Source organism: Thalassobaculum litoreum DSM 18839 (genome assembly GCF_900102465.1).
GTDB classification, from domain to species: domain Bacteria; phylum Pseudomonadota; class Alphaproteobacteria; order Thalassobaculales; family Thalassobaculaceae; genus Thalassobaculum; species Thalassobaculum litoreum.
Map to the genome: position 1 here is coordinate 91,363 of NZ_FNBW01000011.1, position 16,309 is coordinate 107,671.

The 16,309-nt window shown below is 67.8% G+C and carries 11 protein-coding genes; 1 reads left to right on the top strand and 10 read right to left on the bottom strand.

Going from position 1 to position 16,309, the window contains the following annotated elements:
• Positions 1-18: 18 nt before the first annotated feature.
• Positions 19-1,200 carry a phosphatase PAP2 family protein gene (locus tag BLS34_RS17640; RefSeq protein ID WP_093152397.1) on the bottom strand — a complete coding sequence of 394 codons (1,182 nt, stop codon included), beginning with the start codon at positions 1,198-1,200 and terminating at the stop codon, positions 19-21.
• A 34-nt stretch (positions 1,201-1,234) separates the two neighbouring features.
• Positions 1,235-3,007 carry a winged helix-turn-helix domain-containing tetratricopeptide repeat protein gene (locus BLS34_RS17645; RefSeq protein ID WP_093152399.1) on the bottom strand — a complete coding sequence of 591 codons (1,773 nt, stop codon included), beginning with the start codon at positions 3,005-3,007 and terminating at the stop codon, positions 1,235-1,237.
• Between the two features lie 224 nt (positions 3,008-3,231).
• On the opposite strand from BLS34_RS17645, the gene BLS34_RS17650 reads away from it, so the two are divergent.
• Entirely contained in the window at positions 3,232-3,618 is a 387-nt protein-coding gene (locus BLS34_RS17650) for a GFA family protein (protein WP_028792910.1), read from the top strand.
• 21 nt (positions 3,619-3,639) lie between these two features.
• Here the strand turns inward: BLS34_RS17650 and BLS34_RS17655 are convergent, their stop codons facing one another.
• The 8 genes from BLS34_RS17655 to BLS34_RS17690 all read right to left on the bottom strand — a co-directional run bounded on the left by BLS34_RS17655 (position 3,640) and on the right by BLS34_RS17690 (position 16,258).
• Positions 3,640-5,445 (bottom strand): FAD-binding oxidoreductase, encoded by a 1,806-nt coding sequence (locus BLS34_RS17655; protein ID WP_093152401.1) that lies wholly within the window; start codon positions 5,443-5,445, stop codon positions 3,640-3,642.
• Positions 5,446-5,597: 152 nt separating this feature from the next.
• A complete protein-coding gene (locus BLS34_RS17660; protein ID WP_139189382.1) occupies positions 5,598-6,128 on the bottom strand; it encodes a hypothetical protein in 531 nt (176 codons plus the stop codon).
• Between the two features lie 173 nt (positions 6,129-6,301).
• Positions 6,302-8,788, bottom strand: coding sequence for a tetratricopeptide repeat protein (locus BLS34_RS17665; RefSeq protein ID WP_175474276.1), 2,487 nt, complete (start codon positions 8,786-8,788; stop codon positions 6,302-6,304).
• Between the two features lie 2 nt (positions 8,789-8,790).
• Positions 8,791-10,194: an alginate lyase family protein gene (locus tag BLS34_RS17670; RefSeq protein ID WP_093152406.1), complete on the bottom strand. Its 1,404-nt coding sequence runs from the start codon at positions 10,192-10,194 to the stop codon at positions 8,791-8,793.
• Entirely contained in the window at positions 10,191-11,150 is a 960-nt protein-coding gene (locus tag BLS34_RS17675) for a polysaccharide lyase (protein WP_093152409.1), read from the bottom strand. Before BLS34_RS17675 ends, BLS34_RS17670 begins: the two co-directional genes overlap by 4 nt.
• A 4-nt stretch (positions 11,151-11,154) precedes the next feature.
• The gene (locus BLS34_RS17680; protein ID WP_093152411.1) at positions 11,155-12,516 is read right to left on the bottom strand and encodes a UDP-glucose dehydrogenase family protein; all 1,362 of its coding nucleotides are present in this window, start codon (positions 12,514-12,516) and stop codon (positions 11,155-11,157) included.
• A 56-nt stretch (positions 12,517-12,572) separates the two neighbouring features.
• Positions 12,573-14,231, bottom strand: a complete 1,659-nt coding sequence (locus BLS34_RS17685; protein WP_093152414.1) for an alginate biosynthesis protein Alg44 — start codon at positions 14,229-14,231, stop codon at positions 12,573-12,575.
• A 92-nt stretch (positions 14,232-14,323) separates the two neighbouring features.
• A complete protein-coding gene (locus BLS34_RS17690; protein WP_093152416.1) occupies positions 14,324-16,258 on the bottom strand; it encodes a glycosyltransferase in 1,935 nt (644 codons plus the stop codon).
• Positions 16,259-16,309: the final 51 nt, after the last annotated feature.

A 16,309-nucleotide genomic window follows, 5' to 3' on the forward strand; every position in this document is an offset into this window, starting at 1 on the left:
GAAAAGGGATCGTCGCCGTCAGTTCAGCGGCTTTTCCCATTCGCTGAGGGCACGGTTTCGAAGCCAGTGGAAGGCCGCCGATCCCTGCTCCTCCGACTTCAGCTTCTTCGTGCCGCTGGTCATCCAGGGTTGGCTCTTCTTCCCGGCCCAGGGCTTCTGCTCGTCGTCCTTCGGCTCGTAGAGGGCGTGCCAGTGGAAATCGTCCTCCACCGGGAACCGCCGGCCGTCGAATTCCGCGGTGGCGCGCCGCTGGATCGTCTTGTCGCACAGGTCCCAGATGAAATCGGCCAGGGTCAGGCCGAGGATGGCGCCGGCCACGCTGTCGACCGGGAAATGAACCCCCGCGACCGTCCGGTTGATGGCGATGCGCGACGCCTGGCGCATCAGCATCTCGCCCCAGGTCGCTTCCTGCCGGGAGTCCGGGTTGTGGGTCGCGTGGCGCCGCAGCTTCCAGATCAGCCGGGCGAGCAGGAAGGCTTCCGTGGCATGGCCGCTCGGCAGGGTCGGATGGGTCGGTGTCGGGATCGCCGGCTGGATCTGCGGCGAGAACTGCAGCGGCCGTGGCAGGGCCAGCCCGTACTTCACCCGCATGTAGACCATGTTGGCGCAGCTCAGCGCCGTTTGAAGGAACTCCAGCGTGTGCGGCGTGCGCCCCGGATCCATGTACAGGATCGACGCATAGAACGGGATCAGGGCCGAGGTCTGGACCAGGATCTCGCGCGCCCGGTCCTGCCGCAGATCCGCATAGGCGGACAGGAACTTGGTCTGCTCGCGCAGTTGGTCGATGGTCGGGGCGACCACCGTCACCAGCGGTTCGGCCGACATGCGATGCTTCGGCCCGCCGTGAAGGCTGGTGCTCAGGACCTCGGCGACCGGCGTCTCTCCGTCGTCCTTCACGGTGACCGCCAGCCGCGAGGCGAACTCGAACAGGAAGATGCTGGCCCTGACGGCCGGCGAGAAATGCGGCAGACCGTGCACCGGGTCGGTGGACGGCCGCGGGTCGTAGTCGAGGAACGGGATGGTCGGCCCGACGATCCCTTCCCGGTTGGTGATCAGCGCTTCCGCAGCCAGCGGCGATGCCGGCAGCCCGAAGCTGCCGAAACTCCCGAAGCTGCCAAAACTGCCGAAACTTCCGAAACTGCCAAAGCTCCCGAAACTGCCGAAGCTGCCTTCGGGTGATCCGCTCTCTGCGTTGCTCATGCTCATCTCTCCCCCCAATGTGATCAGTCAGTCGTCAGTCAGGCACCCCCGCGGCGCGCAGTGCGTCTGCGATACGCCGTCCTATCTCGAACTCGGCGCTGGGCGACGAACCGAGCCACGTGCCGATGCGCAGGCTGGGTTGCAGCCGCAGCAGTTCCTGGGCGGTCTCGCGGGCCGCCTCCTCCTGGCCGAGATTGATCAGCGCCACCGTCTTGATCCGCAGCGTCGAGGTATGGGTGCGGTTCAGACGCAGCGACATATCCGCCAGCTCCAGCGCCCGGACATAGTCGCCATTGGCCAGATGCGCGCCGGCGGCCAGCGCCAGGAAGAAGTACCGGTGCGGGTCCAGCGGGGCCAGCAGCAGGGCGCGCTCGGTGTCGCGCACGGCCGCCGCCCCCTTGCCCTCGAAGGAATACAGCGTGCCGCGCAGCAGCCGGCCCACCGCGTCGCTCGGATTGATGTCGAGCGCCGCGTTGTACCGGTCCTCCGCGTCGTCGAGCCGCTTGAGCAGGTTGGTCAGCACGAAACCCTCGCTGGTCAGCGCCAGCGAATTGTCCGGATCGATCTCCAGCGCCCGTCCGGAGCATGTCAGCGCCAGATCGGCATCCTGTGCCGGCGCGTCCGACCAGCCCTGCTGCACCCGCAGGACGTGCCACCGGGCCATCCAGGAGAGCGGCGCCGGCTGCTCCGGCCAGCGCTCGATCAGCGCGGCCAGCATGCTGCGGGATTCCTCGAAATCCGGCGGCGACAGCCGGTGCATCAGCCCCACCGCGCCGATCAGTTGGGAATAGGCCGGAAGCGAGGTGAAAGGCATGCTGCGGGCCCGCTGGCTCTCGCGCAGGAAGATCGCCTTGCGGATGCGGCCGACGATCATCTGGATCGTGTCCGGCTCGTTCAATAGGGCCGGAACCGTGCTCTCGACCCGGTCCGACCACAGAATCCGGCCGGTCTCCGACTCCGCGAATTCCAGCCCCAGGATCACCCGGTCGGCATTTCCCATCAGCGAGCCGGAGATCACGTAGTCGGCACTCAGCGTCCGGCCGATTTCCTCCAGGGAGGCCTCCCGCGAGCGGAAATAGGTCGAGGAGAGGCGGGAGACGACATAGACCTCCTGGGAGCGGGAAAGCGCGTAGATGATCTCCTCGGCGACCACCTCGCCGACGACCTCCTCGGCGACGCCGTCCTCGCCGCGGATCTGCCGCGAGCGCAACGGGATCACCGCGATGGTCGGCAGCAGGTCTTCGGTCCAGTGATGCGCCGCCACGCGCGGCAGGGTCAGCGACTGCGCCATCGGCGCCCTGGCGGTCGGCTCGACCGTGTCGCCGGCCGCGGTCTGTGCCGGTGCCAGACGCGGCACCCCGGCCGCGGGCTGCAGGATAAATCCGCGCTTCGGGATCGTGCGCAGGATCTCGCGATTGCTGTCGCCGATGGCGCGGCGGATATCGGCGATGCATTGGGTCAGGCTGTCGTCGGTGACGCTGACATCCGGCCAGACCTCCTCGATCAGCCGATCGCGGGACACCAGTTGTCCGAGGTTATCCACCAGCAGATGAAGGACACGGGCCGACTGGGCGCGCAGGAATACATCGCCCCCGGTTCGGTCCAGCAACCGCCCCGAGTCCGGGTGGTATTCCAGGAGGCCGAGAAGCAGCGGACATTGACACTGACCTGCACTGGGCACGTCGGCCTTCCCCTCGTGAACGCTTCGGCCTGGACGCAACCGCCCGGGCACCGATGCGCAACACCCGATCGGACCGACGATCCGACCGGCTCCCAGAGGCCCCACACCCCCCAGAATTGAGCGCATTCAATCGTATCAACACAAAAAGGATATTCAATCTCATCGTTTCCCGCACCGCGGGATTTTTCGCGCGATCCGGTGAATGAAACAACCGGTTGCGGAGTGACCGGGAGGCGTGCATGGGATCCTGCCGCCCAGCCCATGAAGACCGGTCAGTGACGGCTGTGCCGTGACAGCGGACCCGTTCAGTGCGACCGTGCGGCCGGGGCGCTCACGGAGGAGTTGAAGACATGGAGCGGGTTACCGGCGGCTGTCTGTGCGGCGAGGTGCGGTTCGTGGCGCTGGGCCGCCCCGACCGGGTCGGCATCTGTCACTGCCTGGACTGCCGCAAGCACCACGGCGCCCTGTTCTACGCGGCGGCGGTCTATCCGCCGGAGGCGGTGTCCATCGAGGGCGACCCCAGCGAATACCGTGGACGGTTCTTCTGCCCGCACTGCGGCGGCTCGGTCTTCGCGCGCAGCGAAGGCGAGATCGAGGTCCATCTCGGCGCCCTGGACGCCCCCGACCAGTTCGTACCGAGCTACGAACTCTGGACGGTACGCCGCGAATCCTGGCTGCCGCCCTTTCCGGTCGAGCATCTCTACGACCGGGAACGGCCGGAACCCGAGGGCTCCTAACGTCTCACCGCCCCTGGACGGTCAGCCGGAATCCCCGCCGATCCGCACGAATCCGTCCCGGCTCCAGACCTCGCTGCCAACCTGGTGATGGCCGGTGAACAGGCCATCCGGATCGTAGCGGTTCTTGATGGCCAGCAGGCGCGGATAGTTGTCGCCCCAGGCCATGCCCTGCCAGTCCTCCTCGTGGAAATTCATCTCCGCGGAATAGGAGCCGGTGTCCGGCTCGATCGCACGGAACCGCTCGTAGACGCCCTTGATCCGCGCCGCCTTCTCGCGCAGGGCGGGCTCGTCCATCTCCTGGCCGGCGACATCCTCGATCACGTTCTGCTGGGCGCCCGCGACCAGCAGCAGGGCGAAGGCGTCCAGAACCGAGGGATGGACGGGGGTGTCCCGCGCATCGGCCAGCCGTTCCTCGCTGGCGCCGGCCAACCCCTTCTGGAAGTGGAAGGCGAAGCGCACCAGCTTGGCCGCGTCGATGATGGTGTCGGCCAGCATCGCGGCCTTCGCCTCGCCCAGCAGGCCCTGGGACAACCAGGCGGACTCGTAGCCGGCCCAGAACACGTTGGTCTCGCCGTTGTCGCCGTTCCAGAAGAAGCGCGTGCCGGCTTTGCTGGACGCCTGGTCGAGGACGATGGTCTCGGGCATCTCCCGAGCGCGGAATTCCAGGTCCCACCATTTGCGGGCCGGGGTGTCGTAGAGCACCAGCTCCTCGGTGAAGCTGTAGCCCTCGCCCGCAGCCAGGTCGAGCACCGGCGCCCAGATGCGCCTCACCTCGTCGAGGGCCAGGTCGATGAAGGTCATCTTCACGAACATCTTGTGGTCCGGCGCGAAGTGGATCTGCTCGCCCCAGGCCGGATCGACCAGATTGTCCCGAGCGACGGCAATGACGGCCTCGACCAGCGCGCGATAGGCCCGCTCGTCCTGTGCCTGGACCCCGAAGCCGATGAAGCCGAAGCGCGCCGGCAGGTCCCGAGTGGCCAGGGTGAGGCGCGTGGTGATGCCCCATCCGGCCCCGCCCCCCTTCAGCGCCCAGAAGAGGTCGCTGTTCTGGTAGGCGTTGGCGATCAGGATCTCGCCGCTGGCGACGACGATCTCCGCCTCCAGCAGATTGGCGGACGTCATGCCGCCGAATTTCGAGAAGTGTCCGAACCCGCCGCTCTGGGCATGGCCGCCGACCCCGACGGACGTGCAGCCGCCGCCCTGGACATAGCGTCCCTGGCCGACCACCACCTGGCCGTAGAGGTCGATGAACTTTTCGCCGGACGCGACGCTGACCGCCGGCACGCCGGCCCCGCGGCCACCCTCGGGCACGAAACTGTCATGCAGCTCGATGCCGGTGAGGTCGCGGGTCCAGACCAGCAGGCTGTCCGGCGCGTTGGACTGGCCGTAATAGGAATGCCCGCCGCCCTTGATCACCAGGCGGAGATTGTGTGCGCGGGCGAAGCTCACCAGCTCGGACACGTCCTTCGCGGTCTTGGGAATGCCAACCTTGGCACTCTGGACGCTCTTCCAGCCGTCGAGCCAGCCCTGGGACTGGGTCGAGCCGGAAAAATCCTGAAGGTAGAACGGGTTGACCAGCTTATTCAGGCCTTCTTCGGTGACCGCGCCGCCGCTCTGCTCCATGACGGCCTCCAGCGCCGAGCGCGACTCCTCCAACGCGCCGTCGATCCGTCCGGCCAGCGCCTCCCACTCCTGCGCCGTCGGCCAGTTGGCGTCGCTCGGCCGAATCCGGTCCACGCTCCCCCGGGCGGCAAGGCTCGCAGAGCCGGCCCACAGGGACGCCAGTCCGGTCGACGCGAGAAGTTGAAGGACGGTTCTACGGAGCATCGCCACCTCCAGGCCAAGCAGTCGTATCGTATTGCCTCGATACGACTTTGTCCCGAATAGCGGCGAGCGAAAAGGCCGAAAGGCTCCCTCGGAAGCCTTCCTGTTTGCCGATCAGAAGATCCTGGCCGAGTCGACGGAAGTCCGGTCGGCCGTTACGAGGCCACCGGCGACTCCTCCTCCGGCGCTTCCACCCGAACCGGTGAAACGTCGGCCTCGCAGGAGGCGCCCTTCCAGTAACCGAAGAGAGTCGACTCGCGATCCGGGTAGATCGGCCCCTCCATTTCCATCGGATACCAGTGGCCGTCGTTGCTCAGACGCTCTCCCGCCAGATTGAGCATGCGGCCATCGGCGTCCGACTCCGTGACATCTCCGCTCAGGCGGGTCCACTCGTTGATCGCATAGGCGCGGCCCTTATCGATCTGAATGCCCGGAAGCTGCCACTCCGTCGGCAGCGTGTCCCAAACGCAGGTCCACTGGACGGCATAGGACACATCAGCGCGGATCGGCGGCCGCATGGCGGTGGAATCCGTGACCGGGACATTTTCCGGCGACAGCACGTCGAGCCTCGGATAGTCGGTCGAGGACGTATCGACGCATCCGGCCAAACCAATAAAGGCTATTGCGGCGAGGGTTCCATGTCTCATTTCTTCTCTCCGTTTTCGTTTACGCAATGCATTGAACATGCATAACAAAGAACTCACACAAATTGCTGAGCCAACATTTGATATATTTTGCGATATTAATTGCAGGACAATGACCGTTTGTCTTTAACATGGAGCAAGAAACACGGGATCCGCCTCCATGGAGGAGGCGAACCCGATGTTTTTACCGGTACCCGACGGTCCAGCCCTCGGCGCTAACCCTGGGCAAGCAACCGCCGCGCCTCGACGGCTTCCGCCAGGGCGTTGCCGAGACTGTTGATGGTGGCGGTGTTATCGGTACGCAGGACTCGGTCGAGCCACAGGATCGCCGCGTCCTCGTTCGACTCCACGCCGGCGACCTCGAGATAGGCCTTCGCGATGGTCAGCAGGGCGCCGCGATGTCCGCTGCGCGCGGCCTCCAGCAGGTATTCCGCGCCCTTCTGATAGTCCTGCTCCACCACCTTACCGTCCAGATAGAGCCGGCCGAGCACCACCTTGGCGTAGGCATGATCCTGCGCCGCACTGCGCCGCAGCAGCGCCAGGGCGCGATCGGGGCGCTTCTCGCCGCCAATACCCTCCAGCAGTGCATTGGCCAGAGCGGTGCGGGCATAGACGTGGCCGCGATCCGCCGCCCGGCGCAGCAGCGCCACGCCCTCGCGCTCGTCCTTCTCCAGCCGCTTGCCGGAGATCCGCTCGCTGCCCAGGGTCACCATGGCCGGCACGTCACCATTGTCCACAGCCCGCTGCAGCCAGCGCTCGCCATCCTGCTCGTCGGCGGCGAGGCCTTGCCCGCCGAGCAGCGCTTCACCGAGCACCCGCATGGCGATCGGGTTCCCGGTCCGCGCCGCTTCGCGCAGCAGGCGTGCCCCGCGTTCCGGTCTCGCGGCGACCGCTTCGCCTTCAAGGTAGAGCCGGCCCAGATCGGCCTTGGCGGCCATGTCGCCCTGGGATGCCGCGCGCTCCAGCAGGTCGACCGCCCGGGCCGGATCGCGCCCGACCCCGTCGCCGGTCAGATAGAGGCCGGCAAGACGGCGCATCGCATCGGCGCGACCGTTGTCGATCGCCTGATCGTACCAGCGCAGTGCCGATTGCGGGTCGGCGGACGGGATCGTGCCATCGCGATGGGCGTCGCCGAGCAGGACCATCGCATAGGGATCGCCGCTCGCCGCCGCCTTGGCCAGGATACGGGCACCCTTGGCCGGCTGACGCTCGACGCCCCGGCCCTCCAGATAGGCCCGGCCGACCTGGGTGAGCGCGCTGGCGTCACCGGCGGCGGTCGCCTTCTCCAGCCACCGCATCGCCTCGGCGGGACGGGGGGGCTGGCCGTCGATCCCGTCAAGATACAGCCGGCCGATCTCGCCATAGACGTTCTCGTCCCCGGCCTCCGCCGCCATCCGATAGAATCGCAGGGCCTTGCGTTCGTCACGGGACACCTGCTCGCCCTTGTCGTAGAGCCGACCGAGGGCCGCGGCGCTGGACGCATCGCCGGCTTTCGCCGCCTTGGTGAGAAGATCGACGCCCTGGCGCAGGTCGTTCGGGCCGGTCGGCTGGGCGATCATCATCCGACCGAGGTCACGATCGGCGGAGTCGTGCCCGAGGTCGCGCGCCGTCTCGAACAGGCGCCGCGCCTCGACCGGGTCCGGCTGCACGCCGTTGCCGTCGCGATAGGCGCGCGCGAGATAGAGCGTGGAGCCGACCTGTCCGTTGGCCGCGGCCCGCTCGTGCCAGGCGAAGGCCTGGGTCGGGTCGGCGGCGACGCCCCTGCCCTCGGCATAGTACCGGCCGAGCAGAGACTGGGCGTAGGCATGGCCGGCTTCCGCACTTTTCCGGATCATCGCCACGCCGCGCCCCGGGTCCTGGGCGACGCCCTCGCCTTCGACCAGACGGCGGCCGAAATCGGTGCGCGACTGCAGATGCCCGGCCTCGGCGGCCTGGCGCCGCCACGTCAGGGCCCTGTCCGGCGAAGCCGGCACGATCTCGCCATCCTCGTACAGCCGGGCGAGCTTGGTCATGGCCCAGGTCTCGCCCTGTGCCGCCTTCATCTCCAGAAGCCTGACCGCCTCGCGGGCGTGATTCTCGGCATCGGAGGAAAGACCTTCCTGCGCGCCGGCGCCGATCTCCGCCAGACGCAGATGCGCGTCGGCATCGCCGGTTCGGGCGGCGCGACGGTAGAGCTCCCTGGCCAGCGCCTTGTCCTGCGGCACACCGTCCCCGGCCTCGTAGAGTTCGGCGAGGGGATAGGCCGCCCGGTCATAGGGAACGACCGTCTTGTTGGGGTCGAGGGCAAGCCGGAATAGCTCCGCCGCCCGCCCGGGATCGCGCGGCACACCCTCGCCCTCGGCATAGAGCTGGCCAAGCTGGAAGGCGGCATGGCCCCGGCGCCGCGACAGCTTCTGCGTCGCCCGTTCCAGATATTCCGCCGCCTTGGCCTTGTCCTGCTCCACGCCCCAGCCGTTCAGATAGGCGCGGCCGAGCTCGTAGTTGCCTTGGGGATAGCCGTCCTCGGCCAGTTGTCGGAAGGTGGGCAGGGCCGCCTCGAACTGGCCGCGATCGGTCATGGCTTCGGCCGCCCGGTAATCGTCCTTCAGGCCGCCGGGCAGTTTCCAGTAGCCGCCGGTCGCTCCGGCACAGGCCGTCAGGGTGATCAGAGCGGCGGTCGCCAGAAGATGGCGCGGCGCGCGATGGGGGATCTCGAGGGGCATGGTCAGCCTCCTTTGTCGATGAGCTTGGGATCGGGGACGCCCAGGTCGGCCTTCTTGCCCTCCTGAAGCTCGTGCAGGCGCGCCTCGCATTCAACGCGCCAGGCCGTGTCTCGCTTGTCGCGCCATTGCGGGTGCTTGGCGCAGTAGTCGTCGCGCAGCCGGAAGGAGCGGTCCGCCAGGGTGGCGATCTCCGTCTCCTGTTCCGAGGCGCTGGGTCGGTAGAAGTACAGGGTGACGAAACCGCCGGCGCTGCGGTTGTAGATCGGTCGGTGGTTCCGCACGATGCGGTCGACCCGGTCGGAGGGGAAGCGGGCGCCGTAGACCTCCATCCAGGCGAAGTACTGGGGATCGTCCATGAACCAGAGGTCCTGGGCCTCGCCGAGTTCCTCCTCGTAGGCCTCCGGATCGTCGAGCGCGTCCAGGGTGTAGTCGATGATCCGGTGCAGGGAGCGGCCGTCCACCGTGAGGTCGTAGACGGGGTACCCCTGGCGCTCGAGCAGCTCGGCGATGAACACCAGATAGAGGGCGGCGTAGTTCTGGTAGTGCATGCGCCGCGATCCGCGCAGCATCTCCCGGGGCAGGCTGCCGTTCGGGTTCATCTCCCGCAGGGCCGAGTAGATCGCGCTGACGCCGAAGCGCAGCAGATCGTCGTCATCGGTCGCGATGCCGATCACCGTGGCGTGCAGCCCGCGGCGGTAGAAGTGGTTGTTGCAGCAGGACAGCGCGATGGTGTGGAAACCCGCGTGGCGCTCGGAGGCCGCCTTCAGCCAGTCCTCCACCTTCCGCGCCGCCTCCGGCCAGGACTCCCGGATCTCCTCGCGCACGATGGAGTAGCTGAACCCGGCGGCGAACAGGGAAGACTCCACGGCGAACCAGGCCTGGGGGGTGATCGGCTTGTATTCGAAATGCAGGAAACCCTCCTCCTCGGCCCAGCGGCTGAGGAAGTCGGCGATGCATTTGGCGTAGTAGGATTCGCCCGTAACCACGTACCGGCCGGCAAGCTTGGACACCGCGTCCTCGAACTTGAAGAACGGCTCCGCCGCCAGCCGCCACGAGTCGGGCTGCGGGTAGAAGCCCGGCAGGGCGAAGCGGTCGCTCAGCACCGGAAGGTCCTTCAGGCTCTGACAGCTGCTGCCGAGGCGGAGCTTCTCGATCTCCTGGTTGATCAGGGCGGAGTCCTGCTGTTTCAGCCAGGCCCGGCGTTCGTCCACGTCGAAATAGCCGGCCGACGGATCGGTGACGGTATAGCCGGAGAGATCGAAATCCTGGCGTTCCTCCGGCGTCACCAGATCCACGCCCTCCAGGGCGGAGTCATCCGCCGCGGAGGCCGGGGTCGCGGCCATCAGGACCGCCGCCGCGGAGGCGACGGCGAGGCCCGACCAGGGTCCGGAAAGAAGCCGTCTCATCGGTTCTCTCCCGCGAACAGCTCGAAACCGTCGAACGCGATGCTCTGGTCCTTCGGGCTGGCCCATTTCGGGCTGCTGCCGCCGAAGAAGGTGCTGAACATCAGGCCGTCGATCCCGACGCCGTCGACCGTGCGGTAGACGAGGTCGCGCTGCTCGATCACCTGACGGCCGTCGACCCACAGCCGCACGATGCCGTCGGCCGCGCCCGGCTCGTTCAGGATGACCTCCTCCTGGATCTCGACCCAGCGGCCCGGCTCAAACGTCCAGTTGCCGCGGCCGATGCTGGCGCCGTAGTCGGAGTTCTTGTTGGCCACGTAGGCGTAGACCTCGCCCTCCCCGTCGCGGCGCCACATCAGCCGCATGCTGAAGCCCTTGGTGCCGTCGACCTCCTCACCGCCGGACGGAGCTTCGCCGCCGTAGAGACCGGGCAGCTTGCCGCCGCGCACGAACTCGAAGCCGTCCTCGAAGCGCAGCCGGTAACGCAGGCAGGCCTTCGAGGTGTCCTCGGGCAGCAGCCGGGCGACGAAACCGGCGCCGCCGAGGGGGCGTTCGTCCTTGCTCGACGGATTGATCGAGCCCTTGGGATAGCGGACCGTCATCCGGCCGCCCCGCTCGCCCCTGTCGATGGCGATGTTCTCCTCAACGCCCCAGACCCGGTCGATCTTCCGAGCGCGGCCGCTGAGGAAATCCTCCATCTCCTTCTTGCCGACGGTCTCGTCGGGCAGGTCCATGGACCAGGCACGGCCGTAGCGGGTGGCGCAGGGCGCCGTCATCTCGGTCGGCTCCGAGGCCTTCTTGTCGATCTTCGGCAGGCCGCCGGAACTGGCCGGTCCGGACAGTCCGAAGACGGCTCCGGCAGCGACACCCGCGGCGGCGGCGATGGCGATCGCGGGAAGGGCCGCGTTCGGCCCTCTCCCGGTCAGCGCCGAGCGTAGATTTTCAAAGCGCTGTCCCATGGCCTCACTCCGCCGCCTGGCCGAGGCCCGACGTCTCGTGTGCCACCGGGGCATCGACCGGCTCCCGGCGTCCGATCCCCACGACGGAAACGCCGTGCGCCTCCAACGTGTCGGCATCCATCATGTTGCGCAGGTCGACGATCACGTTGCGGCGCATGGTTCCGGCCAGCATTTTCGGATCGAGCTCGCGGTATTCCGGCCAGTCGGTGAGGATGACGGCGACGTCCGCGCCGTCGAGACACTCGTCGACCGTCTCGCCGTAGTGCACGCCTGTGAAGGTGTCGCGCGCCACCGGCATCGCGACCGGGTCATGCGCCCGCACCTCGTCGGCGAGACGCACCAGTTCGGGCACCATGAAGAGGCTGGGAGATTCCCGAAGGTCGTCGGTGCCGGCCTTGAAGGCGAGACCCAGCACGGCCACCCGGGCGTTCGACAGGTCGCCGTCGCAGGCGTCCGCCACCCGCTGGACCAGGTGCAGCTTGCGGGCTTCGTTGGCATGGACGGCCGCCGAAACGACGCGCTGACGGATCCCCAGGCGCTCCGAGGAGGACACGAAGGCCCGGGTGTCCTTCGGAAAGCAGGAGCCGCCGAAGCCGGGTCCCGCCTTCAGAAACTGGTTGCCGATGCGGGTGTCGAGGCCGATGGCGTCGGCAACGGAGCGCACATCCCCGCCGGCCTGCTCGCACAGATCGGCCACCTCGTTGATGAAGGCGATCTTCGTGGCGAGGAAACTGTTCGCCGCGTATTTCGAGATTTCCGCCGTGGCCCGGTCGACCACGAGGACGGGAATGCCGCGATCCTCGATCGGGCGATAGAGCGCCCGCATCGTGGAAGCCGCCCAGTCGGCCTCGGCGCCGATCACCACCCGGTCCGGTTCGACGAAATCCCGTACCGCGCTGCCTTCGCGCAGGAACTCCGGATTGGAGACGATGGCCACATCGGCGTCCGGCGCGGCGGAACGGAACAGCGCGTCCAGACGCTGGCCGGTGCCGATCGGCACGGTGGACTTGGTCGCGATCACCGTGCAGCCGCGCAGCAGCGGGGCCAGCTCCTCGGACGCCGCGATCACCGCCGAGATGTCGGCGCTGCCGCCTTCGTCCTTGGTCGGCGTCCCGACGGCGATGAAGATCACGTCGGCATTCGGGATCGCGTCCTGATAGGCGCTGACGAAATGCAGGTTCCCGTTGGTCTGCGTCCGGCCGACGATCTCCGTCAGGCCCGGCTCATAGATCGGCACGGTACCGGCCCGTAATGCCGCCACCTTGCTTTCGTCCTTGTCGATGCAGGTCACGTCGAAGCCGAAATCCGCGAAGCATGCGCCTGCGACGAGTCCGACATAGCCGGTTCCGATAACGGTCACTTTCATGGGTCGTTCTCCTGAAAATCCTTGGATTCCGCCCCCCAGCGGTGCGGGTCCCGCGTTTAGGAACCCGCCGGTGTCTCGGGTGGCCGGGCCAGGGAGATCGCGTTCTCCTCCGTGGACCCGGGGTTGGTTGCCGGGTCGCCCGACGTCTCGTCGGTCCAGGGCAACATGGCTCGGATGTCGACGCCGGAGACGTCCGACAGGGTGGTCACGCTCTCGTCCCAGAACTCGGACGCCTCGGCCTGCCAGGTATCGACCTTGGAGGAGATGTCCGAGAAGGAGACCTCCACCGGCGTGCCCACGCCGATACCGCGCAGCGGATCTTCCGGCGCGATCAGCAGTGTCGCCTTCGACAGGTCCTGACGGACCCAGCGCGGGAAGCCGGCCCGGGGACGTCGGCTGCCTTCGACGCTGAGGTCGACGATGCGGCCCCAGACGTTCTGGCCGGTGTTCGGCGAGTAGATGTTGGCGCGCTGGCTCCGGGTCAGCCGGGGCACGGCATCCATCGGGATCTGCGCTTCGACCAGCAGTTCGCCGGCGCCGCGCGGTACCAGCGAATAGACCTTGTCTCCAGGCTCGACCCAGGCCTCGCCGGCGCCGCCATGGGCCCAGTGCACAATGCAGTCGCACGGGCTGTAGAGCACGTTCTCGCTCTGTCGGGTCTCCAGCGCCGAGACCTTGGCGCGCTGCAGGTTGGTCTGGGCGTCGAGCTGCTCCAGGCGTTTCTCGATACTCAGAAGATCGACCACGTTCATGCCGCCATCCTGCGAGGATCGCGACAGGGCGGCGTCGATCGTGCTGCCGGCATCGACCCGGCCCTCGTCCACGGCCGTGTTCAGGGTGCTGAGCAGCTGTTCGTTGTAGCGCAGGGTCGCCTGGGCCAGGGAGAGATCCGCCTTCAGGTCGGCATTGCTGACCCGGCCGATCTCCTGATCGCGCTCGACCCTGTCGCCGGGCCGCAGCTCGACCCCGGTGAAGCGCCCCTTGCCCGGGGCGTTCACGTCGATCCGCGCCGCCGTGGTCGCGGCGAACGGGGATTCGATCACGAAGACCGAGTCATAGATCGCGGCGGCGGCCACGGCGGTGGCGCCCAGCATCAGCAGCCCGATGCCGAACAGCCGGCCGAACCGGCGTCCGCCTTTGTGGCTGCCGTCCGACGCACCGCCGGCGGTGGTCTTGCTCTTTCGGGCCATCTGGCCGTCAGCCGGGCTGAGCAGCCCGTCGAAGGACATCAGGCGCCCGGACAGTTGGGCCGTGATCAGGCGGCTGAGCAGCGCCCGTTCCCGGTCGTCCATGGTGACGATCTCCAGCCCCGTCACCTGCTCGCCGTCCACTGTGGAGCGGTGATGGATCGTGGCCGTGAAGGGAAGCTGCAGCCGGAACCCCTTGAAGGGCACGGTCGCTTCGACGGCCAGCGGTTCCGCGGCATCCTGCGGGAACCAGCCCGAGACTGCGCAGCCATTCACCGACAGGTCCCGGCCCTCGAAGGTGCCGTGCTCGGTCGACACTTCGAACGGCAGACGCACGCGGACCTGCCGCCGCTCGTCACGGCGTTCGCCGGTGATGTTGCCCTTCCAGTCCTGCGCCTCCGGTTGACCCGCATCCCGCCGGCGGGCGCCGGAGGGATTGACCGGTTGGCGTCCAGCCGGGCCCGGGTCGCGCGAATGGGGGCGGTTTCCGCGGTCTAACAACCGTGGCTCCGTCTTCTCGAGATCCATGATGAGTTCCTTCTCACGTTTGCAGATGGCGGGCGTGCGATTGGCGCGGGTGCGAATTGCGGGGCGAAGGCCGGGCGGTTATGACCGCGCGCCTACGGCAGGATCGTCGCCGCCGTGGCGTCCGACGGTCCGCCGGCGCCCGGCCGAACGATCAGGTTCCGCAATTCGACGGGCTTCGGAGCGCCCACCAGACATTCGACCGGCAGGGAACCGTCCTTCGGACAGAAGGTCGTTCTTCCTGACCCGCCGGTTGCCGCGACCAGTTGCGCCGCGCCGACGTCCACGCGGGTCTGCGACCCGGCACCGACCAGAACCCGGCCCGGCCGTTCCGATCGGGTGAACCGGGTCAGCCGGTACTCCCCTTCCGTCAGGGGAAGCGCGCGGTCGGTCGGCAGCCGCTCAAGCGCGACGTCCAGCCAGCTTGAGTCATCCTGCCCCGGAGCGGCTCGGCTTTCCGGAAACGAGACCCTCAGCGTCGCGGCATTCGGCCATCCGACCGTTCCCGAATACAGCACCAGCAGGGAGGCGAAGCAGGCGAGCGCCAGGCCGTGCAGGGTGGCGCTACTGAGCCCTCCGGCGCTGCCATCGGCGGTGGCGATCTCCTGCCGGGTCCATTTCTGACGGTCCATGCGGAAGAACACGAAGGTCTTCACCACGCCGCCGAGGATCTGGTTCATGAACAGCATCCACGGCCAGTGCGGGGCCCACCGGCCGCGCACCACCAGGCACAGGACCGACCCGATGAAGGTCCGGGTGCCGAGGATCCACAGCCCGTAGACCAGCAGGAAGGCCGGGTCGTAGGTGATCGCCAGGATGATCGCGACCACGGGGCCGACCAGGGAGGTCCACATGGACAGCCGCTGATCGACCAGGCACCACCACGGAAACAGACCGATTCGGTGCGGGCCGAGCGCGATCGCCCGGTCGCTGGTGCGCAGCATGTTGCCGTACCAGCGCTTCAGCAGGGACACCGCGCCGACGACCAGATTGGAGGCGGGAAGTTCCTCGAAACTGTCGGCCCGGACATCGGGCAGATAGATCATTCCCCAGCCGCGCCGGAGCAGCCAGAACCAGGTCGATTTGTCGTCGCCGCTCAGGAAGTTGATGCGGCCGAGCCGCCAGTGGTCGATGGCGTCGTGCTCGATCTGCCGGATGAAGTCCGGGTCGGTGGCCAGATGGGCGCGGATCACGCTGAACCGGCCGGTCAGCACCAGGAGCTTGCCGGACAGGCTCATGGAAGACATCAGCAGGTGCCGCTGGGCGAAGCGCAGGTCGTACCATTCCCGGGTCCAGCCATCGCCCTCGGTCATGCCGCGGTTGTCGGCGGTCGCCGCGCCGATCTGCGGGTTCGCCTGCAGCACCGGCACGACCTTGGACAGGGCGCCGGGGCGCACGACCACGTCGCCGTCCATGAAGATGCAGATGGCGTTCTCCGTGGGCATCCGCCGCGAGATGGCGCGCAGCGCCTCGGCCATCGCAGGCCGTTTGCCCGTGCCCTCCTGAAACATGCTGACCAGTTCGACGTGGTCCGGGAGGCCGACCGCCTCGCAGACGCGTTCCAGCAGGTCGATATCGCTCTGATGGCTGACGGCGGCGACGATGGTCGCAGGCCGGCCGTAGGATGCCACCTCGTGGAACAGGGCCTCGTAGACCGGCCAGCTGACCTGCGGGTCGATCGCATAGGAGGTGACCAGGCAGTAGACATGGTCCACCGGCTCGCCGCCGGCGGCCTCGCCGCCGGCGGCCTCGGCGTGGCGGCGGATGCGGGGAAAGCGGACGCGCAGGTAATAGCAGGCGCGCAGGGCGTGGAAGATCCACCAGGAATAGCGCCACACACCGATGATCCCGATGCTGAGCAGAAACGTGTCGCTCAGCGGATCGAACACGGATTTCGGGACGGAGACCGCGAGGCCCGTCAGGGCTGCCAGCAGGACCACGGTCATCATCAGCCGCTCGCTGCCGGGAGCGGTGGTTGGCTGCCATCGGGTACCGCCGACGGCAAAGTCCGGGTCATTGGTGTCGGTCATAGGATCGACCCCTTCTTCAGAAACTGGTCAGGCTACGGGACGGCCGTCGGT